General features: G+C 53.6%; 24 protein-coding genes. 14 read left to right on the top strand and 10 right to left on the bottom strand.

Annotated elements, in window-relative coordinates:
- Window positions 1-12: 12 nt before the first annotated feature.
- The 3 genes from V1603_RS14715 (at window position 13) to V1603_RS14725 (ending at window position 3,374) form a co-directional block, all read left to right on the top strand.
- A complete protein-coding gene (locus V1603_RS14715) occupies window positions 13-753 on the top strand; it encodes a response regulator (RefSeq protein WP_233003489.1) in 741 nt (246 codons plus the stop codon).
- Window positions 750-2,048, top strand: coding sequence for an ATP-binding protein (locus V1603_RS14720; RefSeq protein ID WP_395312843.1), 1,299 nt, complete (start codon window positions 750-752; stop codon window positions 2,046-2,048). The genes V1603_RS14715 and V1603_RS14720 overlap by 4 nt, the downstream gene beginning before the upstream one ends.
- 135 nt (window positions 2,049-2,183) lie before the next feature.
- The gene (locus V1603_RS14725; RefSeq protein ID WP_395312844.1) at window positions 2,184-3,374 is read left to right on the top strand and encodes a cytochrome c biogenesis protein/redoxin; all 1,191 of its coding nucleotides are present in this window, start codon (window positions 2,184-2,186) and stop codon (window positions 3,372-3,374) included.
- A gap of 6 nt (window positions 3,375-3,380) precedes the next feature.
- On the opposite strand, the gene tam is transcribed toward V1603_RS14725, so the two are convergent.
- A complete protein-coding gene (gene tam / locus V1603_RS14730) occupies window positions 3,381-4,139 on the bottom strand; it encodes a trans-aconitate 2-methyltransferase (RefSeq protein ID WP_116339886.1) in 759 nt (252 codons plus the stop codon).
- 81 nt (window positions 4,140-4,220) lie between these two features.
- Complete coding sequence (locus tag V1603_RS14735) at window positions 4,221-4,805, bottom strand: NUDIX domain-containing protein (RefSeq protein WP_395312845.1); 585 nt, start codon at window positions 4,803-4,805, stop codon at window positions 4,221-4,223.
- A gap of 86 nt (window positions 4,806-4,891) precedes the next feature.
- On the opposite strand from V1603_RS14735, the gene V1603_RS14740 reads away from it, so the two are divergent.
- On the top strand, window positions 4,892-5,653 hold the full coding sequence (locus V1603_RS14740) for a DeoR/GlpR family DNA-binding transcription regulator (RefSeq protein WP_116339882.1): 762 nt from the start codon (window positions 4,892-4,894) through the stop codon (window positions 5,651-5,653).
- A gap of 32 nt (window positions 5,654-5,685) precedes the next feature.
- On the opposite strand, the gene V1603_RS14745 is transcribed toward V1603_RS14740, so the two are convergent.
- The 3 genes from V1603_RS14745 to V1603_RS14755 all read right to left on the bottom strand — a co-directional run bounded on the left by V1603_RS14745 (window position 5,686) and on the right by V1603_RS14755 (window position 7,081).
- Window positions 5,686-6,048 (bottom strand): DUF4406 domain-containing protein, encoded by a 363-nt coding sequence (locus V1603_RS14745; RefSeq protein ID WP_316379145.1) that lies wholly within the window; start codon window positions 6,046-6,048, stop codon window positions 5,686-5,688.
- A gap of 117 nt (window positions 6,049-6,165) precedes the next feature.
- Window positions 6,166-6,537, bottom strand: coding sequence for a VOC family protein (locus tag V1603_RS14750; RefSeq protein ID WP_163329408.1), 372 nt, complete (start codon window positions 6,535-6,537; stop codon window positions 6,166-6,168).
- A gap of 100 nt (window positions 6,538-6,637) precedes the next feature.
- Window positions 6,638-7,081: a PACE efflux transporter gene (locus V1603_RS14755; RefSeq protein ID WP_080327072.1), complete on the bottom strand. Its 444-nt coding sequence runs from the start codon at window positions 7,079-7,081 to the stop codon at window positions 6,638-6,640.
- Between the two features lie 375 nt (window positions 7,082-7,456).
- On the opposite strand from V1603_RS14755, the gene V1603_RS14760 reads away from it, so the two are divergent.
- Window positions 7,457-8,494, top strand: coding sequence for an aldo/keto reductase (locus V1603_RS14760; protein ID WP_395312846.1), 1,038 nt, complete (start codon window positions 7,457-7,459; stop codon window positions 8,492-8,494).
- Window positions 8,495-8,563: 69 nt separating this feature from the next.
- Here V1603_RS14760 and V1603_RS14765 read toward each other — a convergent pair whose 3' ends face one another.
- Together V1603_RS14765 and V1603_RS14770 are read right to left on the bottom strand one after the other, a co-directional pair.
- Entirely contained in the window at window positions 8,564-9,511 is a 948-nt protein-coding gene (locus tag V1603_RS14765; protein WP_239508628.1) for an aldo/keto reductase, read from the bottom strand.
- A 280-nt stretch (window positions 9,512-9,791) separates the two neighbouring features.
- Window positions 9,792-10,778 (bottom strand): aldo/keto reductase, encoded by a 987-nt coding sequence (locus V1603_RS14770; RefSeq protein ID WP_048240786.1) that lies wholly within the window; start codon window positions 10,776-10,778, stop codon window positions 9,792-9,794.
- A gap of 212 nt (window positions 10,779-10,990) precedes the next feature.
- Here V1603_RS14770 and V1603_RS14775 point away from each other — a divergent pair, with 212 nt between their 5' ends.
- On the top strand, window positions 10,991-11,899 hold the full coding sequence (locus tag V1603_RS14775) for a LysR family transcriptional regulator (RefSeq protein ID WP_116339872.1): 909 nt from the start codon (window positions 10,991-10,993) through the stop codon (window positions 11,897-11,899).
- A 36-nt stretch (window positions 11,900-11,935) separates the two neighbouring features.
- Here the strand turns inward: V1603_RS14775 and V1603_RS14780 are convergent, their stop codons facing one another.
- Window positions 11,936-12,835, bottom strand: coding sequence for a LysR family transcriptional regulator (locus tag V1603_RS14780; protein ID WP_395312847.1), 900 nt, complete (start codon window positions 12,833-12,835; stop codon window positions 11,936-11,938).
- A 139-nt stretch (window positions 12,836-12,974) separates the two neighbouring features.
- Here V1603_RS14780 and V1603_RS14785 point away from each other — a divergent pair, with 139 nt between their 5' ends.
- The 8 genes from V1603_RS14785 (at window position 12,975) to V1603_RS14820 (ending at window position 19,469) form a co-directional block, all read left to right on the top strand.
- Window positions 12,975-13,283, top strand: a complete 309-nt coding sequence (locus V1603_RS14785) for a superoxide dismutase (RefSeq protein ID WP_395313990.1) — start codon at window positions 12,975-12,977, stop codon at window positions 13,281-13,283.
- 8 nt (window positions 13,284-13,291) lie between these two features.
- Window positions 13,292-13,981 (top strand): type 1 glutamine amidotransferase domain-containing protein, encoded by a 690-nt coding sequence (locus tag V1603_RS14790; protein ID WP_116339868.1) that lies wholly within the window; start codon window positions 13,292-13,294, stop codon window positions 13,979-13,981.
- A gap of 84 nt (window positions 13,982-14,065) precedes the next feature.
- A complete protein-coding gene (locus tag V1603_RS14795) occupies window positions 14,066-15,013 on the top strand; it encodes an aldo/keto reductase (RefSeq protein ID WP_395312848.1) in 948 nt (315 codons plus the stop codon).
- A gap of 102 nt (window positions 15,014-15,115) precedes the next feature.
- A complete protein-coding gene (locus tag V1603_RS14800; RefSeq protein ID WP_395312849.1) occupies window positions 15,116-16,150 on the top strand; it encodes an amidohydrolase family protein in 1,035 nt (344 codons plus the stop codon).
- 150 nt (window positions 16,151-16,300) lie between these two features.
- Window positions 16,301-16,873 (top strand): NAD(P)H-dependent oxidoreductase, encoded by a 573-nt coding sequence (locus V1603_RS14805; RefSeq protein WP_302218380.1) that lies wholly within the window; start codon window positions 16,301-16,303, stop codon window positions 16,871-16,873.
- A gap of 2 nt (window positions 16,874-16,875) precedes the next feature.
- Window positions 16,876-17,895, top strand: coding sequence for an aldo/keto reductase (locus V1603_RS14810; protein ID WP_395312850.1), 1,020 nt, complete (start codon window positions 16,876-16,878; stop codon window positions 17,893-17,895).
- 59 nt (window positions 17,896-17,954) lie between these two features.
- Complete coding sequence (locus V1603_RS14815; RefSeq protein WP_395313991.1) at window positions 17,955-18,650, top strand: putative quinol monooxygenase; 696 nt, start codon at window positions 17,955-17,957, stop codon at window positions 18,648-18,650.
- A 15-nt stretch (window positions 18,651-18,665) separates the two neighbouring features.
- Window positions 18,666-19,469, top strand: coding sequence for a carboxymuconolactone decarboxylase family protein (locus tag V1603_RS14820; RefSeq protein ID WP_395312851.1), 804 nt, complete (start codon window positions 18,666-18,668; stop codon window positions 19,467-19,469).
- Between the two features lie 384 nt (window positions 19,470-19,853).
- Here V1603_RS14820 and yjjJ read toward each other — a convergent pair whose 3' ends face one another.
- A complete protein-coding gene (gene yjjJ / locus V1603_RS14825) occupies window positions 19,854-21,158 on the bottom strand; it encodes a type II toxin-antitoxin system HipA family toxin YjjJ (protein WP_395312852.1) in 1,305 nt (434 codons plus the stop codon).
- A gap of 68 nt (window positions 21,159-21,226) precedes the next feature.
- On the bottom strand, window positions 21,227-24,379 hold the full coding sequence (gene silA / locus V1603_RS14830; RefSeq protein WP_395313992.1) for a Cu(+)/Ag(+) efflux RND transporter permease subunit SilA: 3,153 nt from the start codon (window positions 24,377-24,379) through the stop codon (window positions 21,227-21,229).
- Window positions 24,380-24,388 lie beyond the last annotated feature (9 nt).

The raw sequence follows: 24,388 nt of genomic DNA on the forward strand, positions 1-24,388 counted from the left end.
CTGGAGATTTCGGTGGAGCATATTGATCATATCCTTGTCGTCGATGACGACAGGGATATTCGTGAATTGATTATCGACTATCTCGTTAAGTCCGGTTATCGCGCCACTGGCGCGGCAAACGGCAAAGAGATGCGCGTCGTGCTGGATAAGCAGCATATCGACCTGGTGGTGCTGGACGTTATGATGCCCGGCGACGACGGGCTTACGCTGTGTCGGCAATTACGCGTCGGGAAATATAAAGATCTGCCCATCCTGATGCTGACGGCGCGCAATGAGGAGACGGACAGGATCCTCGGTCTGGAGATGGGCGCGGATGACTACGTGGTGAAGCCGTTTGTCGCCCGCGAACTGCTGGCACGTATCAAAGCGATTTTACGCCGTTTTCGCACGATGCCGCCCAATTTACAGGTCACGGAAGCAGGGCGGCTGGTGACGTTCGGTGAATGGCAGCTCGATACCGTTGCCCGCCACCTGATTGACCCGGAAGGGGTGATCGTGGCGCTCAGCGGGGCAGAATATCGCCTGCTGCGCGTTTTCCTTGACCACCCGCAGCGGGTGCTGACCCGCGATCAGCTGCTCAACCTGACGCAGGGGCGTGACGCCGAACTGTTTGAACGCTCAATCGATCTACTGGTTAGCCGGGTTCGCCAGCGTCTGAATGAAGATGCCCGCACGCCCGCGTATATCAAAACCGTGCGCAGCGAGGGCTACGTTTTTACCATGCCGGTCACCATCATAGAGGCTAACGAATGACGCTCTGGCCCCGCTCGCTGCTGGCCCGCTTGCTGATCGTCGTGCTGTCCGGACTGTTGCTGGCCAACGCGCTGAGTCTGACGCTGGTCATGATTGAGCGTATGCATAGCGCCCGAACGGTGATGCTCGGTAATCTGGAATACGATGTCGCGACCAGCGTGGCTATTTTAGACCGCTTACCCGCCAATGAACGCGCGGCCTGGCTGCCGCAACTTGAACGCGGTAACTACCGCTATATTCTGGGGCCGGGAGAACCCGGCAACGCGCCGACGGATAAGCGTTCGCGGGACGCCATCCGAACCTTAAAAGCGACGCTTGCGGCACAGTACCCGCTCAGCTTCACTGCCGTTCCCGGCGCCATTTCACACATTCAGGCGCATCTCACGTTACGCGATGGCGCGCCGCTGACCATCGATCTGATCCCACGGATGCCGCCGGTCGCCAGCTGGCTGCCCGTGGTTTTGATTCTGCAGCTGCTCGTGCTGGCTGCCTGCTCCTGGATCGCCGTGCGGCAGGTGGTGCGGCCTTTTTCGCAATTTACCCGCGCGGTAGATTCCCTGGACCCGGCCGCCAACACGCCAATGACGGAAAAGGGGCCGGTTGAGGTGCAGCGTGCAGCGCATGCCTTCAACGCGATGCAGGCGCGAATTCAGTCCTATCTCAGGGAGCGGGCGCAGATCCTGGCGTCCATTTCGCACGATCTCCAGACGCCCATTACCCGCATGAAGCTTCGTGTTGAGATGGCCGAACAGCCTGAACTGCGCGACAAGCTTTTAAATGACCTTGATAATATGACGCGTCTGGTGCGGGAGGGCATTGCGTATGCCCGGTCATCAGAATCACTGGAAGAAACCTCGCTGAAGCTGGAGCTGAATGCCTGGATAAACAGCATCGCCTGCGATTATCAGGACATCGGTAAGAACGTGCAGTTTCAGGCAGGCGAAACCCGTTTGCCCATCGTCACGCGTCCACAGGCGCTTCGCCGGGTGATGACCAATCTGCTGGATAACGCCCTGAAATTTGGCGAGTACGCCACCATTAGCATTGATGACTCGACTGCCGGAGAGGTGACCATTCACATCATGGACGGCGGGCCGGGTATACCGGATGCCGAACTGGAGGCAGTATTACAGCCGTTTTATCGGGTGGAAACATCACGCAACCGCGATACCGGCGGGACAGGCCTTGGCCTGGCGATCGCTGCGCAGCTCACCGCACAGCTGGACGGAAAGTTGAAGCTGGCAAACCGCGCAGAGGGCGGGCTGGACGTCTCGATTACACTCCCGCGCCGTTAATTGTACGGCTTTGTATCTGCCGGAAAGGGCGATACAGAGCCAGACAAAAACCATGCTTTTACACATATCCTGAACACATCCGCACGATGAAATAACCTCACTGCAGCGTCGCAGGACTTGTATTGTGAGGTGTTTATGTTTCTGATAATTGCTTTTCTGGGCGGGATGATAAGCCTGCTCAGTCCATGTACGCTCCCGGTTATTCCACTCCTGTTCGCCGGTTTTCAGGGGCAGCGGCGGCACATTCTGGCGCTGCTCGCGGGGATGATCGTCATGTTCACCCTGGTGGCGATGGTGGTCACCGTTGCCAGCGAGTGGATAACAGACGCAACTATCATCGGGCGCTGGATTGCGCTTATCGTTCTGGCCGCGGCCGCGCTGGCCTTAATTTTTCCTGCTTTTGCCCAGCGTATTGCCGGGCCGGCTGTCAGCGCAGGAAATGTCCTCAACGCGCGAAGCGGGCAAACGCGCGGTATGGCATCGGCATTTCTGGCCGGGCTTGCGGTCGGGCTGCTCTGGTCTCCCTGCGCGGGACCGATCCTGGGCGCCATTTTCAGCATCAATATTGCCGGACATTCGGCCATTGCCACAGGCGCTTTGCTGGCCGCCTATGGTAGCGGCTGCGCGCTGATGCTGGGTTTACTCGTTCTCGGAGGCCGCACGCTGATGGCGCCGCTGAAAGCCAAATCGGCGCTGATGGAAAAGCTACGTCAGGGGGCAGGCGTGGTAATGTTAGCGGCCGTCGTCTTTAACGCAACGGGGATGACGTCGGTTCTGCAGGGCGCGAACGGCGTCGCGGATCGCCTTGAAACCACGCTGCTGAATCTGGCGAAACCCGCCACGCAGTCGCCGAAGCTTCAGCCGGTAGTGATGACCGAGCCCAGCAGCCAGCTGCCTTCATTAAGCGGTGGGACAGGGTGGGTGAACGGTGACCCTGTCACGTCTGAATCATTACGCGGGAAAGTGGTTCTGATCGATTTCTGGACCTGGGACTGCATTAACTGCCAGCATACGCTTCCGCACGTGCGCGACTGGGCAACAAAATACCAGTCTCAGGGCCTGGTCGTCATAGGAGTACACACGCCTGAATATCCCTGGGAGAAACCGATCGCCTCGGTGAAAAACGCGGTAAATAAATGGCAACTACCGTACCGGGTTGTAACGGACAACAACTATCAAATCTGGAACGCTTTCGGCAACCAGTACTGGCCCGCGCACTACTATTTCGACGCAAAAGGCCAGCTGCGCTATACCGCCTTTGGTGAAGGTGATTATGAGCAGCAGGAAAAAGTTATTCAGCAGCTGCTCAAAGAGGCCCGTTCATAGCCCCGTTCAGGGCTGACGCTGAGCCACAATAAACAGCCGCGGGAAAGCCAGCAGTATCTGCCCGTTTTCCTGGAGTGGATACTGCTCTTCCAGCAGTTCGTGATAGCGTTTCAGGAAACGTTTCTGCTCGCTCTCGTTCAGATCCTGGAGCCACGGCCGCAAACCGGTGGCGCTGACCCAGTCAATAATGGCCTGGTGCGAGCTCATTTTATGGAAATAGGTTGTCCGCCAGATATCCACATCGCAGCCGGCCTCCGACAAGATATCGTAATAGGCATGCACGCCTGGCAGAGGCTCGCGACCGCGGTCAGGATAGTCCTGCTCCAGCGCCACTTCGCGCATCGCCACGTGCGTGGGTTCGAGCCAGTTATCAGGCATCTGGATCGCCAGTACGCCATTTAGCGCGAGCAGAGAGACAAGATGAGGCAGAAGATCGTAATGGTCAGGAACCCATTGCAGCGAAGCATTGGCATAAATCAGACTCAGCGGCTGGCCAGGCCTGTACTGGCGGATATCGGCCTCAACGAACTGGCAGCCGGGCAGTGCACTACGTGCCTCTTCCAGCATGGCTGGTGAGTTATCGACGCCGACGATCTGAGCTTTCGGCCAGCGATGGTGCAGCAGCGCCGTGCTATTGCCCGGCCCGCAGCCCAGATCGGCGATGGTGGCGACGTCATCGAGGGGAATTCTGGCAAGCAGCTCAGCGGCGGGGCGCGTTCGTTCGGCGCCATATTGCAGGTAAAGCGAAGGGTTCCAGTCGGCCATCTTCAGATCTCCGTTTTGCGTGTTTCAGCAAGGATAGCACAGGCCGACACCTGCACCGGGGCAGGCGTCGAGAGCGGCAGGTTACAGAATGCCTTTTAGCGCAATATGATAGAGCAGCATGATGGTTTTTCCGTCGACGATCTTGCCCGCATCAATTGCCCGCAATGCCTCTTCAAAGGGCATTTCCAGTACGTCGATATCTTCTCCCTCCGCTTTGATACCGCCGCCTGCGCTGGTTTTGTCCTTCGGCTGATACTCGGCAAGATAGAAGTAGAGTTTCTCCGTGACGGAGCCAGGGCTCATATAGGCTTCAAAGATTTTCTGCACGCTCGACACGTTAAACCCGGTCTCTTCTTCCGCCTCTGCTTTAATGCGGCTTTCCGGATCCATGTTATCGAGCAGGCCGGCCGCCGCCTCAATCAGATCGTCCTCATGGCCATTGATAAAGACCGGGAAGCGGAACTGGCGGGTCAGAATCACCGTTTTTTGGTCACGGTTGTAGAGCAGGATCGTGGCGCCATTCCCCCGGTCATAAACTTCACGCGTTTGCCGCTGCCATTCGCCATCGCGTCTTTGCAGGTCAAACATATATTTTTTAAGTAAGTACCAGTTATCGGACAGCGTTTCACTGTCAATGATGCGCACATCTGCACGTTTTGATTGCACGTTTCATCCTCCTTACGTAGAGTAAATATCAATAACAGCATTAACGTGCAGTTTCAAGATTAAACATGCAATATCAGGAATCCATGATGCTCACCAGTCAGCGAAAACAGTTGATCCTCGAAAAGCTCGGCACCGAAGGTCAGGTTCAGTCAAAAGCGCTAAGCGTTCTCTTCGACGTCTCTGAAGACACCATCCGACGCGATTTACGCGAGCTGGCGGCAGAGGGGCGTTTACAGCGAGTTCACGGCGGCGCGCTGCCGTCGTCTTCCGCTATTGTGCCTTTCGCGGAACGACAGTCAGTGAAAATGGATGCCAAAAGAAAGGTGGCGCAGAAGGGAGCGCAGCTGATCTCTTCGGGCCAGGTGGTGATCGTTGACGGAGGAACGACCACCTCAGAGCTGATCGCCTTCTTACCGCATGACCTGCGTATTACCGTGGTGACGCACAGTCCGAGCATTGCTCTGGCGCTTGTTAATCATCCTTCCATCGAAGTGATTCTGATCGGTGGCCGTTTGTATAAGCACTCGATTGTGGCCGTCGGCGCGGCGGCTATTGAAGGCATTGAAAACATTCATGCGGATCTGTTCTTTATGGGCGTGACTGGCATCCATCCGGAAGCAGGGCTGACGACCGGTGATTTCGAAGAGGCGTGCATCAAACGTGCATTTTCCGGCAGAGCCGCGGAGACGGTTGTCCTTGCGTCGCCGGAAAAAATAAACACGGCGTCATCATTTGTAATAGGCGATGTGTCACTGGCAAATACGATTGTCGTCGAAGGCGATACCGATCGTGGCTGGGTGAATGCGGTATCGGAAAAAGGGGTATCGATCGTGCTGGCTACCGCGTGAGCCAGCCAGAAAACTGGCTGGCGCGGGCAGAGTTAAGCCTGAGGAATGCTTTCAAGTGCGGTATAAATCGTGAGGCCGTGTTTACGGGCAACCTCTATGTCCATATCCGCGCCCTGAGACGCGCCGGCAATACGATAAATCGCATCGCACTTTGCGATGAGCCGGTGCGCAACGGGATACAGCATCGATTCTGCGACCTCATCGGCTACAGACTTTGAGCCCGCGGCCTTCGCCAGTGGAAGCGCCAGCCATTCACCAATCACCGGAACGTGGCCGAGCTGGTAAACGGCTAATGCAGCACGTTCAAGACGGGCAAGATTTTCATCAATGCGTGCCTGAACGCCTTCGGTTCCGCTGCGATAGGGGCCGGCAATCAAAATCAGCTGTTGCGTCATATTCACCTCGTTAAGTGTTTTTGCATGATGTTGCAGGTTTGCGTGTCACATTACGGGGATAATAATCGGCATTATCGTGCAATATCAAGCATTATCATGCAAATTTACGAAGTTAAATTATTCCTCCTCGGGGGCATGGCATACCGCTTCGATATTATGACCGTCAGGCGCAATGACAAATGCTGCATAGTAATTTTTGCCGTAGGAGCGCAATCCCGGTGCGCCATTATCGCGTCCGCCTGCGCGCAACGCGGCATGGTAAAAGTCATTAACCTGCTGGCGTGTCGTGGCCACAAAGGCCAGATGAAGCGGAGCGGGTTTATCATTCGACTGAAAAAGGCAAAGAGAAACGTCGCCGGAACTCATTTCGACGCCATAGTCGGGAGAGCCTTCATCGACGAGTTCGACACCGAGCGGTTGAAGCGCCATGAGGAAGAAGGCTTTACTTTTCTCATAATCGCTGACGCCGAATTTCACATGATCAAACATTATGGACTCCTCAAAAAGTGATAACGAAATGGGAAGTATAGAAAGAGAGTGGAGTCCAATGCGATCAAGGGGTTGTGAATGTGACCGATATCAAGATTCGCTACACAGCAGACCGTTTCCGCCCAACGAATGTCCAACGCAGGTAATCATAAAGCCAGTTAAAGAGCATCGTGTATGGCAGGAAAAACAGAACAAGGCCAATCTCAACAAAAAATGCCTCAGCGATCGTTAAATCCAGCATGAACATGGCTACAGGAATTAAGGAGACGATAAGGCCCGTTTCAAAACCAACCGCATGGATGGCGCGAACGAGGAATGTTCGTTGAAACTGATGTTTTTTCTGCAGGGAGTCAAAGAGCTTATTGAAGACAAAATTCCAGGCCGTTGCGGTAAGTGCGGATATCACGGACAACGAACCGGACTGGAGTACCGAAACGTTCATCAACCATGCAAGAGACAGTGCGATAATGACGTTGGCCGTCACTTCAAAAATGACAGCGTGGAAAATCCTTTCTTTAAAGCTTTTATCGAGTTCAATTTCCATAAGTCTGCGGGAGCGGTGGTCAAAGGCTTGAGTATATCAAACGTTTTTTAACCTTGTATAAACGTAGAAGTTGGCAGCTCACAGGCTTTCTATAACCAGGGCAATCACGACCGTAGAAAGGCAGATTTTCCCTGTCTTCATCTTAATGCGCATAATGTATATTATGTTAAATGATATCTGATAGTTAATCACGGGCCGATACATCAATCTGTTACTAATTCTGACCTCCCTCTCGCTTCTCGTCTTTCACTGTCGATTACGACGATTTGTGAAAAAAACTCAAAACACCATTCGATGGCGCATGCTGTTTCCCTTCATGTCTGTGCAATACCCTGTCACATACAGAATTGCTGGCAATAAAAGAAGGAACACAGAATGAAGTATGTGAATCTGGGTCGTAGCGGTTTGCAAGTCTCCCGTCTTTGTCTCGGTTGTATGAGCTATGGTGAACCTGAACGTTTGCCTCAACCCTGGTCCCTGGATGAAAAGGCGTCACGTCCGCTCATTCGTCAGGCGCTTGAAGCGGGCATTAATTTTTTTGATACCGCGAATATCTACTCGGGCGGAAGTTCTGAAGAGATCACTGGAAAAGCGCTGAGAGAAATGGCCAGACGCGATGAGATCGTTGTGGCGACAAAGACCTTCTTTCCGTGGCGCAACTCACCCAATACCGGGTTTCTTTCCCGCAAGGCCATTTTTCAGTCTATTGACGATAGCCTGATGCGCTTAAGTATGGATTATGTGGATCTCTTTCAGATTCACCGCTTTGACCACTCCACGCCTGTTGAAGAGACCATGGAGGCTCTGCATGACCTCGTTAAATCAGGAAAAGTACGTTACATCGGCGCATCATCTATGGAAGCCTGGCGCTTTGCAAAAATGCAGCATACTGCAGAGCGTAACGGCTGGACCCGATTTATTACGATGCAACCGCAATACAACCTGCTTTACCGGGAAGAAGAGCGCGAGATGTTGCCCCTGTGTGAAGACCAGGGCGTTGGTGTGATCCCCTGGAGTCCGATGGCACGCGGCAGGCTCACGCGCGACTGGAGTGTCACGTCCCGACGAACGCAAAACGATGCCTTTGCGTTAAAAATGTATGAGAACGCAGCCCTTCTGGATAAGCCCGTTATTGATGTTGTTGCCAGAATTGCCGAAAAGCACGATGTGCCAAGAGCCCATGTTGCAATTGCCTGGTTGCTATCAAAAACGGTCATCACAGCACCGATCGTAGGCGCGACGAAACCAGAACATCTTTATACGGCTATCAGCGCGCTGGACTTTTCACTTAGCGATGCCGAAATCATGGAACTCGAGGCACACTATCTGCCGCACCCCGTCGACGGGATCAATCCCCCGCTTCCGGATACGCCACCTTCACTCACGCCGCCTTCAGCAATACAGGACTGTTAATGCCCTACCCTGGCCCGGCGTTGCCGGGTCTCCCTGGCCACTGATGTGAAAAAAGGTGGCCATCACCGTTTAACTTTTATCAAACTGACTTTCGGTAAACGGATCTGCGCGACCGCCCTGCAATGGGATCCTGGCAAGCGCTGCATCGATTTCGCGTAACTCGCTGTCCGTCAACCGGACTTGCGGTGCACCGCGATTTTCTATCAGGTGCGGATATTGCGTCGTACCCGGGATAGGGACAATCCATGGCCGCTGTGCCATAACCCACGCCAGCGCGAACTGAACCGGAGTGGTGTTTTTGCGACGGGCCCACGATTGCGCAAATTCAAGCAGTACCATGTTTTTGGCCAGTGCATCGGGCTGGAAGCGTGGCAGGTTATGCCGCCTATCTGTGCTGTCGAACCGCTGATCTGGATTGACTGCCCCGGCAAGGAAACTCCGGGCGGTCGGGCAGTAAGGTACGAAGCCGATACCCAGCTCTTCGAGCGTTGGAAATATCCGCGTCTCCGGTTCACGCCACCACATGGCATACTCACTCTGTACTGCAGTCACAGGGAGTACCGCATGTGCGCGGCGGATTGTCCTGGCACTAGCTTCCGACAGTCCCCAGTGTTTCACTTTACCCTCCTGGATCAACGCCTTCACGGTTTCCGCCACATCCTCGATCGGCACATTCGGATCGGGGCGATGCTGATAAAGAAGATCGATGTGGTCCGTTTTCAGACGCTTTAGCGAGCCCTCTACGGCGCGGCGGATATGGTCAGGATGGCTGTTGAGGGAGGTTGGCTTCCCCTCCTCCACGCCGAAACCGAACTTAGTGGCAATCACCACACGATCGCGAACGGGGGCCAGTGCTTCCCCGACAAATTCTTCACTGAGATGGGGGCCATACACCTCGGCAGTATCAAAGAACGTGATGCCTTGTTCGAAGGCTGCCCGGATGAGCGAAACCATGGCTTTACGATCGCGCGGACCACCGCCGTAATAACCCACCATAGGCAGACACCCGAGTCCCATGCTTGAAACCTCAAGCGAGCCGAGTTTACGCGTGGTTAAGGTCTCCTTCTGGACGGGAACAGCGTCCGAAGGGTCGTTCGACGTGTCCTGACCAGCCGGTTTAGCCATCACTGCTCCGCTCCTGCCAAGGGTGGAAGCGGCCAACGCCAGACCGGCGCCAGCGATCAGAAAATTGCGACGATCCCGGGAAGCGGGTACGGAAGCAGAATGCTGGTCATGGATCATCTTGCTCATAAACTGGAACTCCCTATAGCGTAGAAAGGATTCATTAATTTGGTCATTACCAGGCATAAGCCTGGGGCGCTTCTCCCCCGGGTCCGGGCCAGATTTCGTCGAGACAGCTCATGGTGTCGTCTGATAGCGTGATTGTCGTTGCGTGAAGCGCCTCCCGGAGTTGCTCGACCGTACGAGGCCCGATAAGTGGCGCAGTAACGACAGGATTCTGCAGGAGCCACGCAAGCGCCACATCGGAAGGGGTTTCGCCGAGGTCCTCACATAATCCTTCGTAGGCTTCCAGCTGCGGACGATACTGTTCGATTAGACGGGCAAACGCGGGCCTCGCACGGCGCCCGCTGGCCATCTTTTTCAGTACGCCGCCAAGCAACCCTCCGGCAAGTGGACTCCAGGGAATCAGTCCCAGGCCAAAATGACGGCATGCGGGAATGACCTCCAGCTCAACGGTTCGGGCAGTCAGATTGTAGAGACTTTGCTCAGCAACCAGGCCCAGGGAATGGCGGGCCGTGGCAACTGACTGCGCAGTCGCAATGTCCCAGCCTGCGAAATTGCTGCTACCGATATAAAGCACTTTTCCCTGCTGAACAAGGAGCTCCATGGCCTGCCAGACCTCTTCCCATGGTGTATAACGATCGATGTGATGCATCTGATAGACGTCAATATGGTCGGTCTTAAGCCGTCGCAAACTGTCCTCGCAGGCCTTGCGAATATGATAAGCAGAAAGACGGCGATCGTTCGGACCCGGTCCCATAGGCTGATAGGCTTTCGTCGCCAGAACGATACGGTCACGGCGGCCACCCTGCTGGAGCCAGCGACCAATAATCTCTTCAGACAGCCCCGAACCTTGCTGGATATCGGGTGATTGCTCAGTGCCATACACGTCTGCTGTATCAATGAAATTGATACCCGCCTCAAGCGCTTCATCCAGAATGCGGGCGCTGGTTTTCTCGTCGGTGACGTCACCAAAATTCATGGTTCCGAGACAAAGGCGGCTGACTTTCAGGCCGGTGCGGCCAAGATGCGTATAGTTCATACACGGCTCCGTTAGATGAATATTCCGCCCTGACCGACGGCCAGAGCGCATAATTTTCAAGAATAACGAAGCACAACGTGTTCAGTGAGAGGCGATGAGTGGATGGACTTGTGAAATAAATTCAGCAACGGATTAGCCCTGGTCGGTCTATGGTGTATATCATTTCCGTATCAACGCATTCGGGCCTTAACGCACAAGGAAAACGATTCTGTATGCAAATAAGCAGAGCTGATGTCGCCGATCTCATTTATTTCATGGCTATTGCACGTCATCGCAGTTTCAGCCGTGCGGCGATTGAATTAGGTGTCAGTGCATCAGCGCTTAGTCATGCCCTGAAGGGACTGGAAACACGGCTCGGGGTTCGCCTCCTTAATCGCACGACCAAGAGCGTTACACCTACGGCTGCAGGTGAAGAACTGGTTCAGTCTGTCCTTCAACCTTTCGACAAAATAGAAGGCGCGCTTGAATCGCTTAACCGGTATCGTAATACCCCTACCGGACGTATCCGCATCAATGCTGCCGTTGAAGCGGCCAATCTTTTGCTTGCGCCGGTCATGCCCGCTTTTATGGATCGCTATCCCGATATTGAAATCGATATTGTTGCCAGCAACCGTATGGTTGACGTCACTGATGCGGGCTTCGATGCCGGTATCCGCTATGGTGGCACCGTTCCGGAAGACATGGTTGCCCGGCGTTTATCTGCCGATATTCGCTGGGTTATCGCAGCATCCCCCGACTACCTTGAACGCTACGGAACGCCTGAACATCCGGATGATTTATTACACCATCGCTGTATAAGCAATCGTCTCGGCGACGATCGGATTTATCGCTGGGAACTTGAACGAAACGGCGAAACGTACCAAATCACTGTGCCTGGCTCAGTGACGGTCAACCAGGCTGAAACGGGCCTTGTGGCCGTATTAGGTGGAGCCGGCCTGATGTATTTTCCGGAGCCTCTTGTTGCACCCTATGTGAAGGATGGACGGCTCCGCCTGGTGCTTACGGAATGGTCCCCGCTGGAGGAAGGTTTTTATATCTATTATTCAAGCCGCCGGCAACTGCCGACCGGGCTTCGCCTTTTGATTGAGTTCATACAGGAGGCCAGGCCGCTGGGGTTGTGAAATAGCGCTTCCATACGGGACGATGCGTTATCGTCTTTATCGCCCCGTAGCGGATATCAGAAAATCAATCAGGGCCTTCACTCTTTTCGTTTTACCCGCATTTTTAGGGTAATAGAGATAGACCGGCGGGTAGGTTTTCCAGTAACTCTCCATCACGGGGATAAAGTGCTCCCTGTCGGGCTGTAACTGCCAGATGGGTTCAAACAGGCGTCCAATTCCCAGCCCGTTACGGATCCCGTCAGCCATAACGTCGATATCGTTACTGATTAACTGCCCGGGCATCTCAACCGTCAACTGCTCTCCGCGGTCGTTAAGAATCAACGGAAGGATGCGGTTGTTAGTAATAAAACGGTAGCCAATCAGCTTGTGTTGACTGAGGTCAGCCGGCACCTCGGGCATTCCATACTCGCGAATATAAGCTGAGGATGCATATAACCCTTCACGAAAGGGTTTCATTAACGGCCGTGCCACCACCCCACCTTCGAGAATATCGCCAAAACGGATCCCAAGATCAAAACGCTCTTCGATGATATTCACGGTACCGTCGTAAACCGATATTTCCAGCTGTATACCCGGGTATTGCTGACAGAATTCCGCCATTGTAGGCTTGAGAATTAACAGATAGGCAAAACGCGAGAGCGTGATACGCACGATACCAGAGGGCTCCTGATTCTGGTCGCGAATGCTTTCAAGCGAATTTTCCAGCGACTCCACCGCCGCAGCGGTCTGTTCCAGCAACAGCTGCCCGGTTTCCGTCAGCTCAATACGGCGGGTCGTACGCACAAAAAGCGGATGGCCAATATGCTCTTCCAGCAGTTTAAGCGCATTGCTGACGGAGGGAGGCGTAATTTCCAGTTTTCTTGCGGCTGCCGAAATATTGCCCTCACGTGCAATGCTCTGAAAGATGCGTATCTGGTTATACAGGGCGTTATTCATAATGTGTTCCTTAAGCAATCACGGCTTAATTATTAAGTACAGCCTAAAGATGCTTAAGTCAATGCCCCTCTAATCTTCGTGAAATTCGCCTCTTATACTTTTATCTCTTTCTACAACAACCCGAGTTCAGGAGACTATGATGCGAATTTTATGTCTGGATATCCCCGCACCTGGAGCATCGCTGGAAAAATATGCTCCACACCTTCACGCTGAAGCGCTGCACGCCTGGGGATTGTATAAATCCGGCTTCATCCGCGACATCTACTTCCGTCAGGACAGACCTGGCGTCGCTATTTTTCTTGAATGTGACTCTGTCGATGAAGCGATGAACGTAATGGCCGAATTCCCGCTGGCAAAAGCAGGCTTATTAAGCTTTGAGTGCATTCCGCTTGGCTCCTTTATTAACTGGGAAAATCTCTTTGCCGCTGAATTTAAAAATAAAGAGTGAGGCCCGATATGAAACCTGCAGATAAACCCGTGCTGTGTGTCGTTTCCAGCCATCCGATTAAAGGCGCATCCGGTGTACCAACCGGTTTTTTCCTGGCTGAGCTGACGCATCCGCTGAAAGTACTGGAAGATGCCGGACTAAAAACGACGATAGCCAGCATTCGCGGGGGACAGCCGCCGGTGGATGGATTTGACCTCAGTGACTCTGTCAACGCCTGGTTCTGGAACGAAACCGATTTTCAGCAGCGCCTGGCCACAACGCCTTCGTTATCCGAGCTGAACGGTACCGATTACAGCGCCGTTTTCTTTGCGGGCGGGCATGGAACCATGTGGGATTTCCGCGACAGCCAGGATGCCCAGCGTATTATCCGCGAAGTGTATGAAAGTGATGGGATTGTCTCAGCCGTCTGCCACGGACCTGCGGCACTGGTTGACGCAAAGCTCAGCAGCGGCGAATACCTGGTGAAAGGCAAAAACGTGGCGGCCTTTACCAACAAGGAAGAGGAAGAAGTTCACACCACAGATGTGGTTCCCTTCCTGCTTGAGACTGCACTCCGCGAGCATGGCGCGCTTCATCATGAGGCCCCGAACTGGTCTGAAAACGTGGTTACCGATGGACGCCTTATCACGGGGCAGAATCCCGCTTCAGCGCACGGTGTGGGTGTGGCGCTGTTAAATGCCCTCCGCCAGCCAACTTAATTCATTCATCTGTCTTTTATCGTTACTCACCCTCTTTGGCCGGTTTAAGTCAGCAACGTTCCGGCCTTTTTACAGGAGCTGAATATGAAAACACTACCTTCCGTCGCGCTGGGCACATGGTCCTGGGGCACAGGCTTCGCCGGTGGCGACACCGTCTTCGGCAATCATCTTTCTGATACTCAGATGGCAGACGTGTTCACCACGGCCATGAGTAAGGGTCTGAATCTCTGGGATACCGCAGCAGTATATGGCATGGGGAGTTCCGAGGCAGCGCTGGGAGCATTAGTCCGTCAGTTCCCCCGCGAGGATATGATTTTATCCACCAAATTCACGCCGCAGATTGCGAACGATCAGTCAGCGCAGCCTGTCAGCGATATGCTTGAGGCCAGCCTCGGACGCCTGGGCGTGGACGCGATTGATATCTACTGGATCCACAATCCCCTCGACGTCGAGAAATGGACGCCAGGACTGATCCCACTTTTACAAAGCGGTAAGGTAAAACGCGTAGGGGTTTCCAACCACAATCTGGCACAAATCAGACGCGCCAATGAAATCCTTAACGCTTCCGGTTATTCCCTCAGTGCAGTACAGAATCATTACAGCCTGCTCTATCGCGCCTCTGAAGAGGCCGGGATCCTTGATTACTGCCGACAAAATAACATCACGTTCTTTGCTTACATGGTCCTGGAGCAAGGCGCGCTCAGTGGTCGTTATGATTCAAATCATCCCATGCCTGCCGGGAGTGGCCGGGCCGAAAGTTATAACGCAGTACTGCCGCAGATAGAAAGATTAACCGCCGCCATGAAAAAAATGGGAACCGAAAGGAATGCCAGCGTGGCACAGATAGCCATCGCATGGGCTATTGCAAAAGGTACCCTTCCCCTCGTTGGTGCGACTAAAGTCCATCACGTTCTGGACGCCGCCTGCGCTTCAGACATCCAGTTACGCGATGAGGAAATCATCCTGCTGGAACAACTCGCCACAGAGACCAGAGTGGATACACGAGGCGCCTGGGAAAAACCGATGGTGTAAACCCTGTCCGGGACAGACTGCCATGAATGACACTCACGAACGGGCTGTTCCGGGCGATCCTAATCTGCATCACTTTTACTGCTTTGTATGAAGGGTGAGAATATGAAAATCATTTGCCTCGAAGAACATTATCTCGACAGCGAGTTAGGGCGAGCGTGTATGCCTGTTGCGCTTGAGCAGGCACCTTTCCTTGGCGACTGGGGGAAAACCGTCGCTGATGGTCATAATCCTGACCGAAGCCGGCCGCAGATAGAAAAGAATGCGCTGATAAACGCGAAAGGCGCTGATTTGGGAGGCAGCCGCCTCAGGGATATGGATGAGGCTGGAATTACCCTGCAGATCCTCTCTGTGGGCGGATTCCCCCAGCTGGCTCCCGGTGATAAAGCGGTAACATTAAATACGGCGGCAAACGACCGCCTTGCCGGGGCGGTAAGAAATCATCCGGATCGCTTCGCGGCATTTGCCACACTTCCCTGGGCACAGCCGGAAGAGGCTGAAAAAGAGCTTGTCCGCGCAGTTGAAAAACTGGGGTTTAAGGGGGCTCTTCTGAATGGCCGACCCTCTTCATGCTTTCTCGATCATCCTGACTATGACTCCCTGCTTTCCCGCTTTAATAAACTGAATGTGCCACTCTATCTTCATCCCGGATTACCGGTTAAAAGCGTGCAACAGGCCTACTTCACGGGCTTCAATGCAGAGGTCAACGCCCGGCTCTCCATGTTTGGCTGGGGCTGGCATCACGAAGCTGGGATCCATTTGTTACGGCTGATGTTATCGGGCGCATTTGATAAATATCCCCACCTGCAGGTAATCAGTGGCCACTGGGGGGAGATGCTGCCCTTCTGGCTGCAGCGTCTTGATGACAGCCTTCCGCTGGCTGCAACGGGTCTGTCACGCACGCTAACGAGAACCTTCCAGGAACACGTTTACGTTACCCCGTCAGGTATGCTGACACTGCCGCACTTCCAGTTTATCTACGCGTTAATGGGGGCAGACAGGATCCTGTTCTCCGTTGATTACCCCTATCAGACCCTGGACGGTGTAAAAACATTTATCGACAGTCTGCCCGTCAACAATGCTGAAAAAGAGGCCATCGCGTTTCGCAATGCAGAACGTTTACTGGGCATCACGGCGTAGTTCACGGGTTCATGATGACCGGGCACAATGAAATCCGTCGACCATTATTAGTTTTTGTCTAAAAGTGAATGAGCCTTTACTGCTCTAAAAAAAATAATGGTGTCACTCTATACTGGGTTAAAAATTCACCAGCTTCTTTAACGTATTGAAATGAAAAATATCCTTGTTATTTCAGGTCATCCTGAGCTGAACCATTCCGTCGCCAACGCCACTATCCTTGATGAAGTGGCGACCGCCCTTCCCGATGCTGAAATTCGTCGTCTGGACTGGCTCTATCCGGACGGCAAATTCAATATCGCTGCGGAGCAGGAAAGCCTGCTCAGGGCCGATGTGATTGTCTGGCAGTTTCCTTTTTCCTGGTATGGGCTGCCCGGGTTAATGAAACAATGGCTGGACGAGGTCTTTGTCCACGGCTTCGCGCATGGCTCAACGGCGAAACTGGGCGGTAAAAAGCTGCTCCTCTCCTTCACTACAGGGGCGCCACAGGCGCTCTATACCGCTGACGGTTTCTTTGTCCATGCCATTGAAGAGTATCTTATTCCGTTCGAGACCACGGCAAAACTGTGCAATCTTGAGCTGCTGGCGCCGGTTTATACCTGCGGTATCAGCTATGCCGACCGGGATGCCGACAAAATCGCGCAGCAAAAAACGCTTGCCCGGGAACACGCTTCAAGGCTTGTCGATCTGCTCAATTCCGTCGTGAATAATCCAGAGGGAGAATAACGATGCAGTATACCCGGCTCGGTAAAAGTGACTTACTGGTCTCCCGCATCTGTATGGGATGTATGGGGTTTGGCGACCCGTTAACGGGCCAGCATAGCTGGACGCTGGACGAAACAGCAAGCCGGGACATCATCCGCTACGGTCTCGAAAAGGGTATCAATTTTTACGATACCGCCATCGCCTATCAGAACGGCTCCAGCGAGCGATACGTTGGCCGGGCGCTGCGGGAGATGGCAAAACGCGAGGACGTGGTGCTGGCCACCAAGTTTCTGCCACGAACCGCCGCGCAAATTGCTGCGGGGATCGGCGGAAAAGAGGCAATAGCCCGATCGCTCGACCAGAGCCTGCAGAATCTGGGGATGGACTACATCGACCTCTACATCTACCACATCTGGGATTACAACACGCCAGTTATTGAGGTGCTTGAAGCGCTTCATGCCGCCGTTACTGCGGGCAAAGTGCGCGCTATTGGTATTTCCAATTGCTATGCCTGGCAGCTTGCGAAAGCGAACGCCCTTGCCGAACGCGAAGCGCTGACGCCCTTTGTTTCCGTGCAAAGCCACTACAACCTGATTATGCGTGAAGATGAACGAGAGCTCTTCGGTCTGTGCGCTGAAGATGATATCGCCATGACCCCCTATAGCGCGCTGGCCAGCGGTCGTCTCTCCCGGAAAGAAGGCCACACGCGGCGAGCCACCGAGGATGCCTATGCCCGCGGAAAATATGACAGCACGGCTGAACAGGATCGGATCATTATCGAGCGCGTCGCCGAGCTTGCTGAACGATATCAGGTGTCCATGACGGAAATCTCACTCGCCTGGCTGCTGACAAAAGTCACGTCACCTGTCGTAGGGGCCACAAAAAAAGATCACGTCGATGGCGCGGTAAACGCCGTAAATCTTCAACTGAGCCCGCAGGAAATCCGGTTTCTGCAAGAAACCTACCAGCCGCACGTTCTGACGGGGATCATGGCGCAAAACACGCCGCAAACGAAAGACGTTAAGCAGGTCTGGACGCGGTAGCAAACAGTAATTTCAGTAAAAGGATCAACGTGAAAAAGCCCCTTATGTTTTTAATTTGTATGCTAATAAGCAGCCCTGTCTTTGCAACAAAACCGGACACGCAGAATAAGCCCGTGATGAATATCTTTGAGCTCGGCGTCAAGCACGATCGGGACAAAGAGTTTGAAGACGTGGCCAGGCAGACGATTTCCGCTTCGGTTGATCATGAAGCAGGTACGCTGGCGATGTACGCCCTGCAACGAAGCGACAATCCACGTCAGGCATTCATGGTCGAACTCTATGAAAACGAGCGTGCTTACCGCAAACATCTGAATGCTGAACCGTACAAGGCATTCGCTGCCCGGGCACCTGACATTATCGATCGGAAAAATAAAATCACTCTGGAGCCCCAATTTCTGGGGGACAAACACATCCTACCGAATGAGCGAACCATTAATAATCTGGTGATCGTTGAGGTAAAGCCTGAATTTCAGACCGAATTTAAAAACATCGTTCTGCCTGAAATGGCTGAGTCGCTCAACGTTGAGAAAGGCGTGTTAGCCATGTATGCCGCTACAGACTTACAGACGCCAAACCGCTGGTACTTCTATGAGGTTTACGCCAGTGAGGAAGCGTATCAACTGCACCGACAAACGCCACACTTCCGGGACTATCTCAGGCAAACGGCGCATATGAGCGCCAGTAAGAACGCTATCCCGGTAAAACCGGTATTTCTTCGTAACAAAAGCGGAATCAAACAGGATCCGCACCGTTGACCAGTGAGGATTAACATGAAAAGCGTACTTGCAGTGGCGGCCATGTCGCTTGTTATTTCTGATTTTGCTACTGCTGAGGAAACAAGAGGTAAAGCGATGATGAAAATTGAACCTTCAACAATTTCGGAAGCTGATATTCGTTCCGTCTCACCGGCTCTTGCGCGCTTTGGTCGAGAAGCGATTACTGAAGATCTGTGGACACGCGATGCCCTCTCGCCCAGGGATCGTAGTATGGTGACCGTCGCCATGCTAATTGCCAGAAACCAGCCTGGCGACCTTAAGCACTATATAGACATTGCCCTTGATAATGGCGTTACGCCAGCGGAATTGTCAGAAATCATTACCCATCTGGCGTTCTACTCAGGTTGGCCAAATGCAATGTCAGCCGTCAGCGTGACCAAAGCAGTATTTGAATCTCGTGGCGTCACGGCAGATGCACTTCCTGAAGCTTCTCCGGACCTGCTTCCTCTCAATCAGGAAGCAGAAAAGCAGCGTTCAGAGACAGTGGAAAAAAACGTGGGACCGATATCACCTGGTCTGGTTAAATTTACTGCTGACCCACTGTTCCTGGATCTCTGGCAAAGACCCGCGCTGAAACCCCGCGACAGAAGCCTGATTACGGTCAGCGCGTTAATCGCATCTGGACAGAGCGCGCAGATTGGCTATCACCTCAACAGAGCGATGGATAATGGACTTTCTGCTGAGGAAGCTGGGGAGATCGTTACCCAAGCCGCGTTTTACGCTGGCTGGCCAAACGCATTTACAGCTGCTCCTGTTGTCGGAGAGGTATTAAGCAATCGCTCATCGAGTAAAAGGTAATATTACTTAACACGAAAACCTGAAGTACATCATAAAATTAGAACGAACAGTTCATGAACTAACAGACGTAACATCGAGTGATTTCTGGACAGCGTTTAACACAGTTATGAACCAAAACTGAGTTCATAACTGTGAGTTTGAATTGCCATTTGATTAATATCCATTTAAAACAGTTTGTTATACTGTTTCTGTTGCTGAAGTAAATTATGTATATTCCTCAAACCCAGAATAGTTAAATCAAATATGGCCGTTACCCTAACCTCAATTCCTTCAGTTGCATCCTGGGTTTATCCATAAGAAACACCCTCTTCCTTAGCTGATCGGGAAAACTCGCGATGCACACATGCCGCACTAAGTATGCACCCCGTAAAAATACCGCGCTCATTATCCAAGACGCGACACCTTTAATCTCGCCTCGTCCAGATGGCTGCGCAATGCGGCAAGACATGGCGCAAAATTGGCCGAAAAACGGCTGCAACCGGTGGCCAGTGTATAAAAGCGCTCGGCCAGCGCCAGTGCTTCATGCCAGGTTTCTCCCGCGATCGCGTCAATAAGCATGGCCGGACGCAGCGTATTCACCAGTGCGCCTCCTGATTTCGGGGCAAATCCCATGGGCAGCATGTCATAGGCTGGCGCAAGATCATATGGCCGTCCATGGGAACTGATAAACGACAGATTTCCATGGTGCATGTCGGTATTGCCGATCAGCATGCCAAACGCCCAAAGCCGTGAGGTGCGGGCGACCGCATCCGGGTGAACGCAACCCTGATTTGCCAGCTCATTAACCAGAACTGGCCAGGCCTCTCTTGCCCGGCCGACAAATTCCGCCTCAAGCGCACGTAAAGAAAAAAGCCCCTTACGACCAAGCGGCCCCGTACGGTCGAACCGTGGGATTTCAAGGAAGCGCTGTCCTCCAAAATCAAACACCTCTGTTTCGACGCCAAGCACACTCAGCGCCAGATGTTCCGCCAGCAGCAAATCTCGCCAACGTTCACTTACAGGGTTATCGTCAGGTGCCGTGAATTTCACAATGACGTGGCCACGTTCTGTATAAGTACAGAATTTCGGCTGCTCACCGCCAGCAGAAGAACCAGGTACATCGCCGGCGCTCACGGCCTGCGCCAACGACGGGTATGCGGTTGCCCGGTCCACTGCAACAGGAGACGGCATCTCTATAAAATGATTCCGCGCCTGCTCTCCGATTAGCAGGTTGCCCACCGCATCGTGTCCATGAGCCAGCAAGGCCCTGATAACCTCAGTGTCACTCCAGTTCTCAGGATTCGGCGGCAGGCCCAGCTCGGATGAAAACCGGGAGGCATACGCGCGGCCAAGGTATCCCTGAGGCCGCATGTCAAACAACCACCACGGCAACCCATCGCTATGGAGGCATATATTATCCGCTTGCTCCATTACAAATCCGTCGGGATAAACCGGAATGAGTTTACCCAGCGATTTAACCTGACCCTCTTCCGATATTCGGTAGACAGGAGCCGAACTGAATCCACGATGCGTATCCCGAAGCACATAGTGAATAGATGGACCAGAGCCAATGCGAACAACCTCATCGCCAAGCGCTTTAATCGAACGCGAAACAGTAGGCTGACTAATACCCATAATATCAGTGAGTTGCTTTACCGATACAGGGCCTTGTCTCAGCAATTGTCGTAGCGTTTCGGATCGATTTATCATGACATTGAATAGCTTTATGAATAGGTTATTGAATAGCTAATTTATCAGGTATTAACTCCCCTGTCATCTCAACAAATGGCTGTGTTTGTTTTATTCCTGCGCAACCAAATCAACTTATACGCCGCAGGAATAATAAACAGCGACAGCAGCGGCGCCGTGATCATCCCGCCAATCATAGGCGCCGCTATCCTGCTCATGACCTCTGACCCGGCACCGGTTCCCCAGAGAATGGGCAGCAGACCGGCAATAATCACCGCCACGGTCATCGCCTTCGGCCGCACGCGCAGCACGGCGCCATGATAAAGCGCGTCATCAAGCCCCTGCTCGGTGAACGTGTCCCGATGGGACAACGCCGGATTCTCCTCAATGGCATGACGTAAATACATCAGCATGACCACCCCAAACTCTGCCGCGACCCCCGCCAGAGCGATAAACCCGGTGCCGGTTGCGACAGACATGTGGAAGCCCTGCCAGTACAGGAACCAAATGCCACCGACCAGGGCGAACGGCAGACTCATCAGGATTAGCAACGCTTCTTCCACGCGACGGAACGCCAGATACAGCAGAATAAAGATGATCATCACCGTCATCGGCACCATCAGCTTCAGCTTCTTGTTGGCATGTTCGAGGAGCTCAAACTGGCCGGAGAATGACACGCTGGTTCCCGGCTTCAGCTTCACGTTCTGGCTGATGGCCGTCTTCATGTCGTTCACCACCGACACCATATCCCTGCCACGGGCATCGATGTAAATCCAGCTGGCAGGACGCGCATTCTCCGTTTTCAGCATGGTCGGGCCAGATACGACCTTAATATCAGCCACATCGCCCAGCGTGATCTGCTGTTTCATCGGCGTCAGGATCGGCATCTGCTTCAACGCGTTCGGGCTGTTCCGGTAATCCTGAGGATAGCGAATATTAATCGGGTACCGGGCAACGCCCTCCACAGTTTCACCCACCGTCGCCCCGCCGATGGCCGAGGAGACAAACAGCTGCACGTCACCCACCGTCATTCCGTAGCGGGAGGCTTTTTCCCGGTTGATATCGACATCAATGTAGCGCCCGCCCTCCAGACGTTCAGCCAGGGCAGACACCACGCCCGGCACGGTTTTCGCTACCGTCTCGATGCTTTGCGCCGTCGCGTCGATATCAGACAACACGGTTCCGGACACCTTGATACCAATCGGGCTTTTGATCCCGGTGGAAAGCATGTCTATCCGATTGCGGATCGGCGGAACCCAGAGATTCGCCAGACCGGGCAACCGAACGGTCTTGTCGAGCTCGTCAATAATCTTGTCAATCGTCATGCCGGACCGCCACTCATTCTCAGGCTTGAGCTGAATGGTGGTTTCCACCATTTCGAGCGGCGCGGAATCCGTAGCCGTTTCGGCTTTACCCGTCTTGCCGAAAACTGAGGCCACTTCAGGCACGGTTTTAATTAACTTGTCCGTGGTCTGTAACAGTGCGGCCGCTTCTGCCGGAGAAACGCCCGGCAATGTTGAGGGCATATACAGCAGATCGCCTTCGTTGATCTTCGGTAAAAACTCGCCGCCCACCTGGCTGAGCGGCCAGATCACCGTGAGGATCGATAAGGCTGCGACTAACAGCGTTGTTTTTGGCCAGTGAAGAACCCTGATAAGCAACGGGTGATAGGCTTTAATCAGCAGCCTGTTCAATGGGTTACTGGTCTCAGCGGGAATCTTACCCCTGATCCAGAACCCCATCAAAATAGGAATAACAATGATGGCAAGCGCAGCCGCGCCCGCCATGGAGTACGTTTTGGTGAAGGCCAGCGGACCAAACAGCCGCCCTTCCTGTCCCTCCAGGGTGAAAATGGGAATGAATGACAGGGTGATGATCAGCAGGCTGATAAACAGCGCGGGGCCAACTTCGACAGAGGCGTTGGTAATCACCTTCCAGCGCGTGGCGTTATCAATCTGCTCTCCCGGATGCTGGTGATCCCACTCTTCTAACCGCTTGTGCGCGTTTTCAATCATGACGATAGCGGCATCCACCATCGCGCCGACCGCAATGGCAATGCCTCCCAGGGACATAATATTGGCGTTCAGCCCCTGGAAATGCATGACGATAAAGGCAATACACAGGCCCAGCGGCAGAGAGACAATCGCGACCAGCGCAGAGCGAACGTGCCACAGGAACAGCGCGCAGACAATGGCCACCACGATAAACTCTTCGAGCAGCCTGGAACTCAGGTTGTCTATTGCCCGGTCGATCAGTTGGCTGCGATCGTAGGTGGTCACAATCTCAACGCCTTGCGGCAGGCTGGCCTTCAGCGTCTCCAGCTTATCTTTTACCGCCGTAATGACTTCACGCGCGTTTTTGCCCGAACGCAGGATCACCACACCACCAGCGACTTCCCCCTGCCCGTTCAGCTCCGCAATACCGCGCCGCATTTCCGGTCCCGCCTGTACGCGGGCAACATCACGAAGGTAAATCGGTACCCCGTTTTCTCCGGTTTTCAGGACGATGTTATTGAAATCGTCCATCGTCTGCAGATAGCCGCTGGCCCGGACCATATACTCCGCTTCCGCCATTTCAACTGACGATCCCCCTGCCTCCTGGTTAGACGACTCAAGGGCCTGCTTAACCTCAGGCAGGCTAACGCCGTACTGAGCCAGTTTTAACGGATTGACCTGAATCTGATACTGCTTAACTACGCCGCCCACCGACGCCACTTCAGCCACGTTCGGGATTGTTTTCAGTTCAAATTTCAGGAACCAGTCCTGCAGCGAGCGCAACTCTGCGAGATCGTGTTTTCCGCTGCGATCCACCAGCGCATACTCAAATATCCAGCCCACGCCTGTGGCATCAGGACCGATTTCAGAGCTCACGCCGGCAGGCAGTTTGCCCTGAACCTGGTTCAGATACTCCAGCACGCGCGAACGGGCCCAGTACAGATCGGTGCCATCTTCAAAAATGACATACACGTACGAATCGCCAAACTGCGAAAAACCGCGCACGGTCTTTGCGCCGGGAACCGAGAGCATGGTGGTAGTAAGTGGATAGGTCACCTGGTTTTCAACAATCTGCGGTGCCTGGCCAGGATAGCTGGTTTTGATAATCACCTGAACGTCAGAGAGATCGGGCAAGGCATCGACCGGGGTGTTGATAATGGTCCATGTCCCCCAGACGCTGAGGAACAGCGCCCCCATCATGACCAGGAAACGGTTGGCGACTGACCGCCGGATAATCCATTCAATCATCATCGTCTC

Source organism: Enterobacter sp. ECC-219 (genome assembly GCF_043966805.1).
Taxonomy (GTDB): Bacteria; Pseudomonadota; Gammaproteobacteria; order Enterobacterales; family Enterobacteriaceae; genus Enterobacter; species Enterobacter cloacae_N.

Excerpts from the sequence above, each read along its gene's own strand:
- V1603_RS14720 (WP_395312843.1), top strand. The coding sequence starts at position 750 with ATGACGCTCTGGCCCCGCTCGCTGCTGGCCCGCTTGCTGATCGTCGTG.
- V1603_RS14725 (WP_395312844.1), top strand. The coding sequence starts at position 2,184 with ATGTTTCTGATAATTGCTTTTCTGGGCGGGATGATAAGCCTGCTCAGT.
- tam (WP_116339886.1), bottom strand. The coding sequence starts at position 4,139 with ATGGCCGACTGGAACCCTTCGCTTTACCTGCAATATGGCGCCGAACGA.
- V1603_RS14740 (WP_116339882.1), top strand. The coding sequence starts at position 4,892 with ATGCTCACCAGTCAGCGAAAACAGTTGATCCTCGAAAAGCTCGGCACC.
- V1603_RS14745 (WP_316379145.1), bottom strand. The coding sequence starts at position 6,048 with ATGACGCAACAGCTGATTTTGATTGCCGGCCCCTATCGCAGCGGAACC.
- V1603_RS14750 (WP_163329408.1), bottom strand. The coding sequence starts at position 6,537 with ATGTTTGATCATGTGAAATTCGGCGTCAGCGATTATGAGAAAAGTAAA.
- V1603_RS14755 (WP_080327072.1), bottom strand. The coding sequence starts at position 7,081 with ATGGAAATTGAACTCGATAAAAGCTTTAAAGAAAGGATTTTCCACGCT.
- V1603_RS14760 (WP_395312846.1), top strand. The coding sequence starts at position 7,457 with ATGAAGTATGTGAATCTGGGTCGTAGCGGTTTGCAAGTCTCCCGTCTT.
- V1603_RS14765 (WP_239508628.1), bottom strand. The coding sequence starts at position 9,511 with ATGGGACTCGGGTGTCTGCCTATGGTGGGTTATTACGGCGGTGGTCCG.
- V1603_RS14770 (WP_048240786.1), bottom strand. The coding sequence starts at position 10,778 with ATGAACTATACGCATCTTGGCCGCACCGGCCTGAAAGTCAGCCGCCTT.
- V1603_RS14775 (WP_116339872.1), top strand. The coding sequence starts at position 10,991 with ATGCAAATAAGCAGAGCTGATGTCGCCGATCTCATTTATTTCATGGCT.
- V1603_RS14780 (WP_395312847.1), bottom strand. The coding sequence starts at position 12,835 with ATGAATAACGCCCTGTATAACCAGATACGCATCTTTCAGAGCATTGCA.
- V1603_RS14785 (WP_395313990.1), top strand. The coding sequence starts at position 12,975 with ATGCGAATTTTATGTCTGGATATCCCCGCACCTGGAGCATCGCTGGAA.
- V1603_RS14790 (WP_116339868.1), top strand. The coding sequence starts at position 13,292 with ATGAAACCTGCAGATAAACCCGTGCTGTGTGTCGTTTCCAGCCATCCG.
- V1603_RS14795 (WP_395312848.1), top strand. The coding sequence starts at position 14,066 with ATGAAAACACTACCTTCCGTCGCGCTGGGCACATGGTCCTGGGGCACA.
- V1603_RS14800 (WP_395312849.1), top strand. The coding sequence starts at position 15,116 with ATGAAAATCATTTGCCTCGAAGAACATTATCTCGACAGCGAGTTAGGG.
- V1603_RS14805 (WP_302218380.1), top strand. The coding sequence starts at position 16,301 with ATGAAAAATATCCTTGTTATTTCAGGTCATCCTGAGCTGAACCATTCC.
- V1603_RS14810 (WP_395312850.1), top strand. The coding sequence starts at position 16,876 with ATGCAGTATACCCGGCTCGGTAAAAGTGACTTACTGGTCTCCCGCATC.
- V1603_RS14815 (WP_395313991.1), top strand. The coding sequence starts at position 17,955 with ATGCTAATAAGCAGCCCTGTCTTTGCAACAAAACCGGACACGCAGAAT.
- V1603_RS14820 (WP_395312851.1), top strand. The coding sequence starts at position 18,666 with ATGAAAAGCGTACTTGCAGTGGCGGCCATGTCGCTTGTTATTTCTGAT.
- yjjJ (WP_395312852.1), bottom strand. The coding sequence starts at position 21,158 with ATGATAAATCGATCCGAAACGCTACGACAATTGCTGAGACAAGGCCCT.
- silA (WP_395313992.1), bottom strand. The coding sequence starts at position 24,379 with ATGATTGAATGGATTATCCGGCGGTCAGTCGCCAACCGTTTCCTGGTC.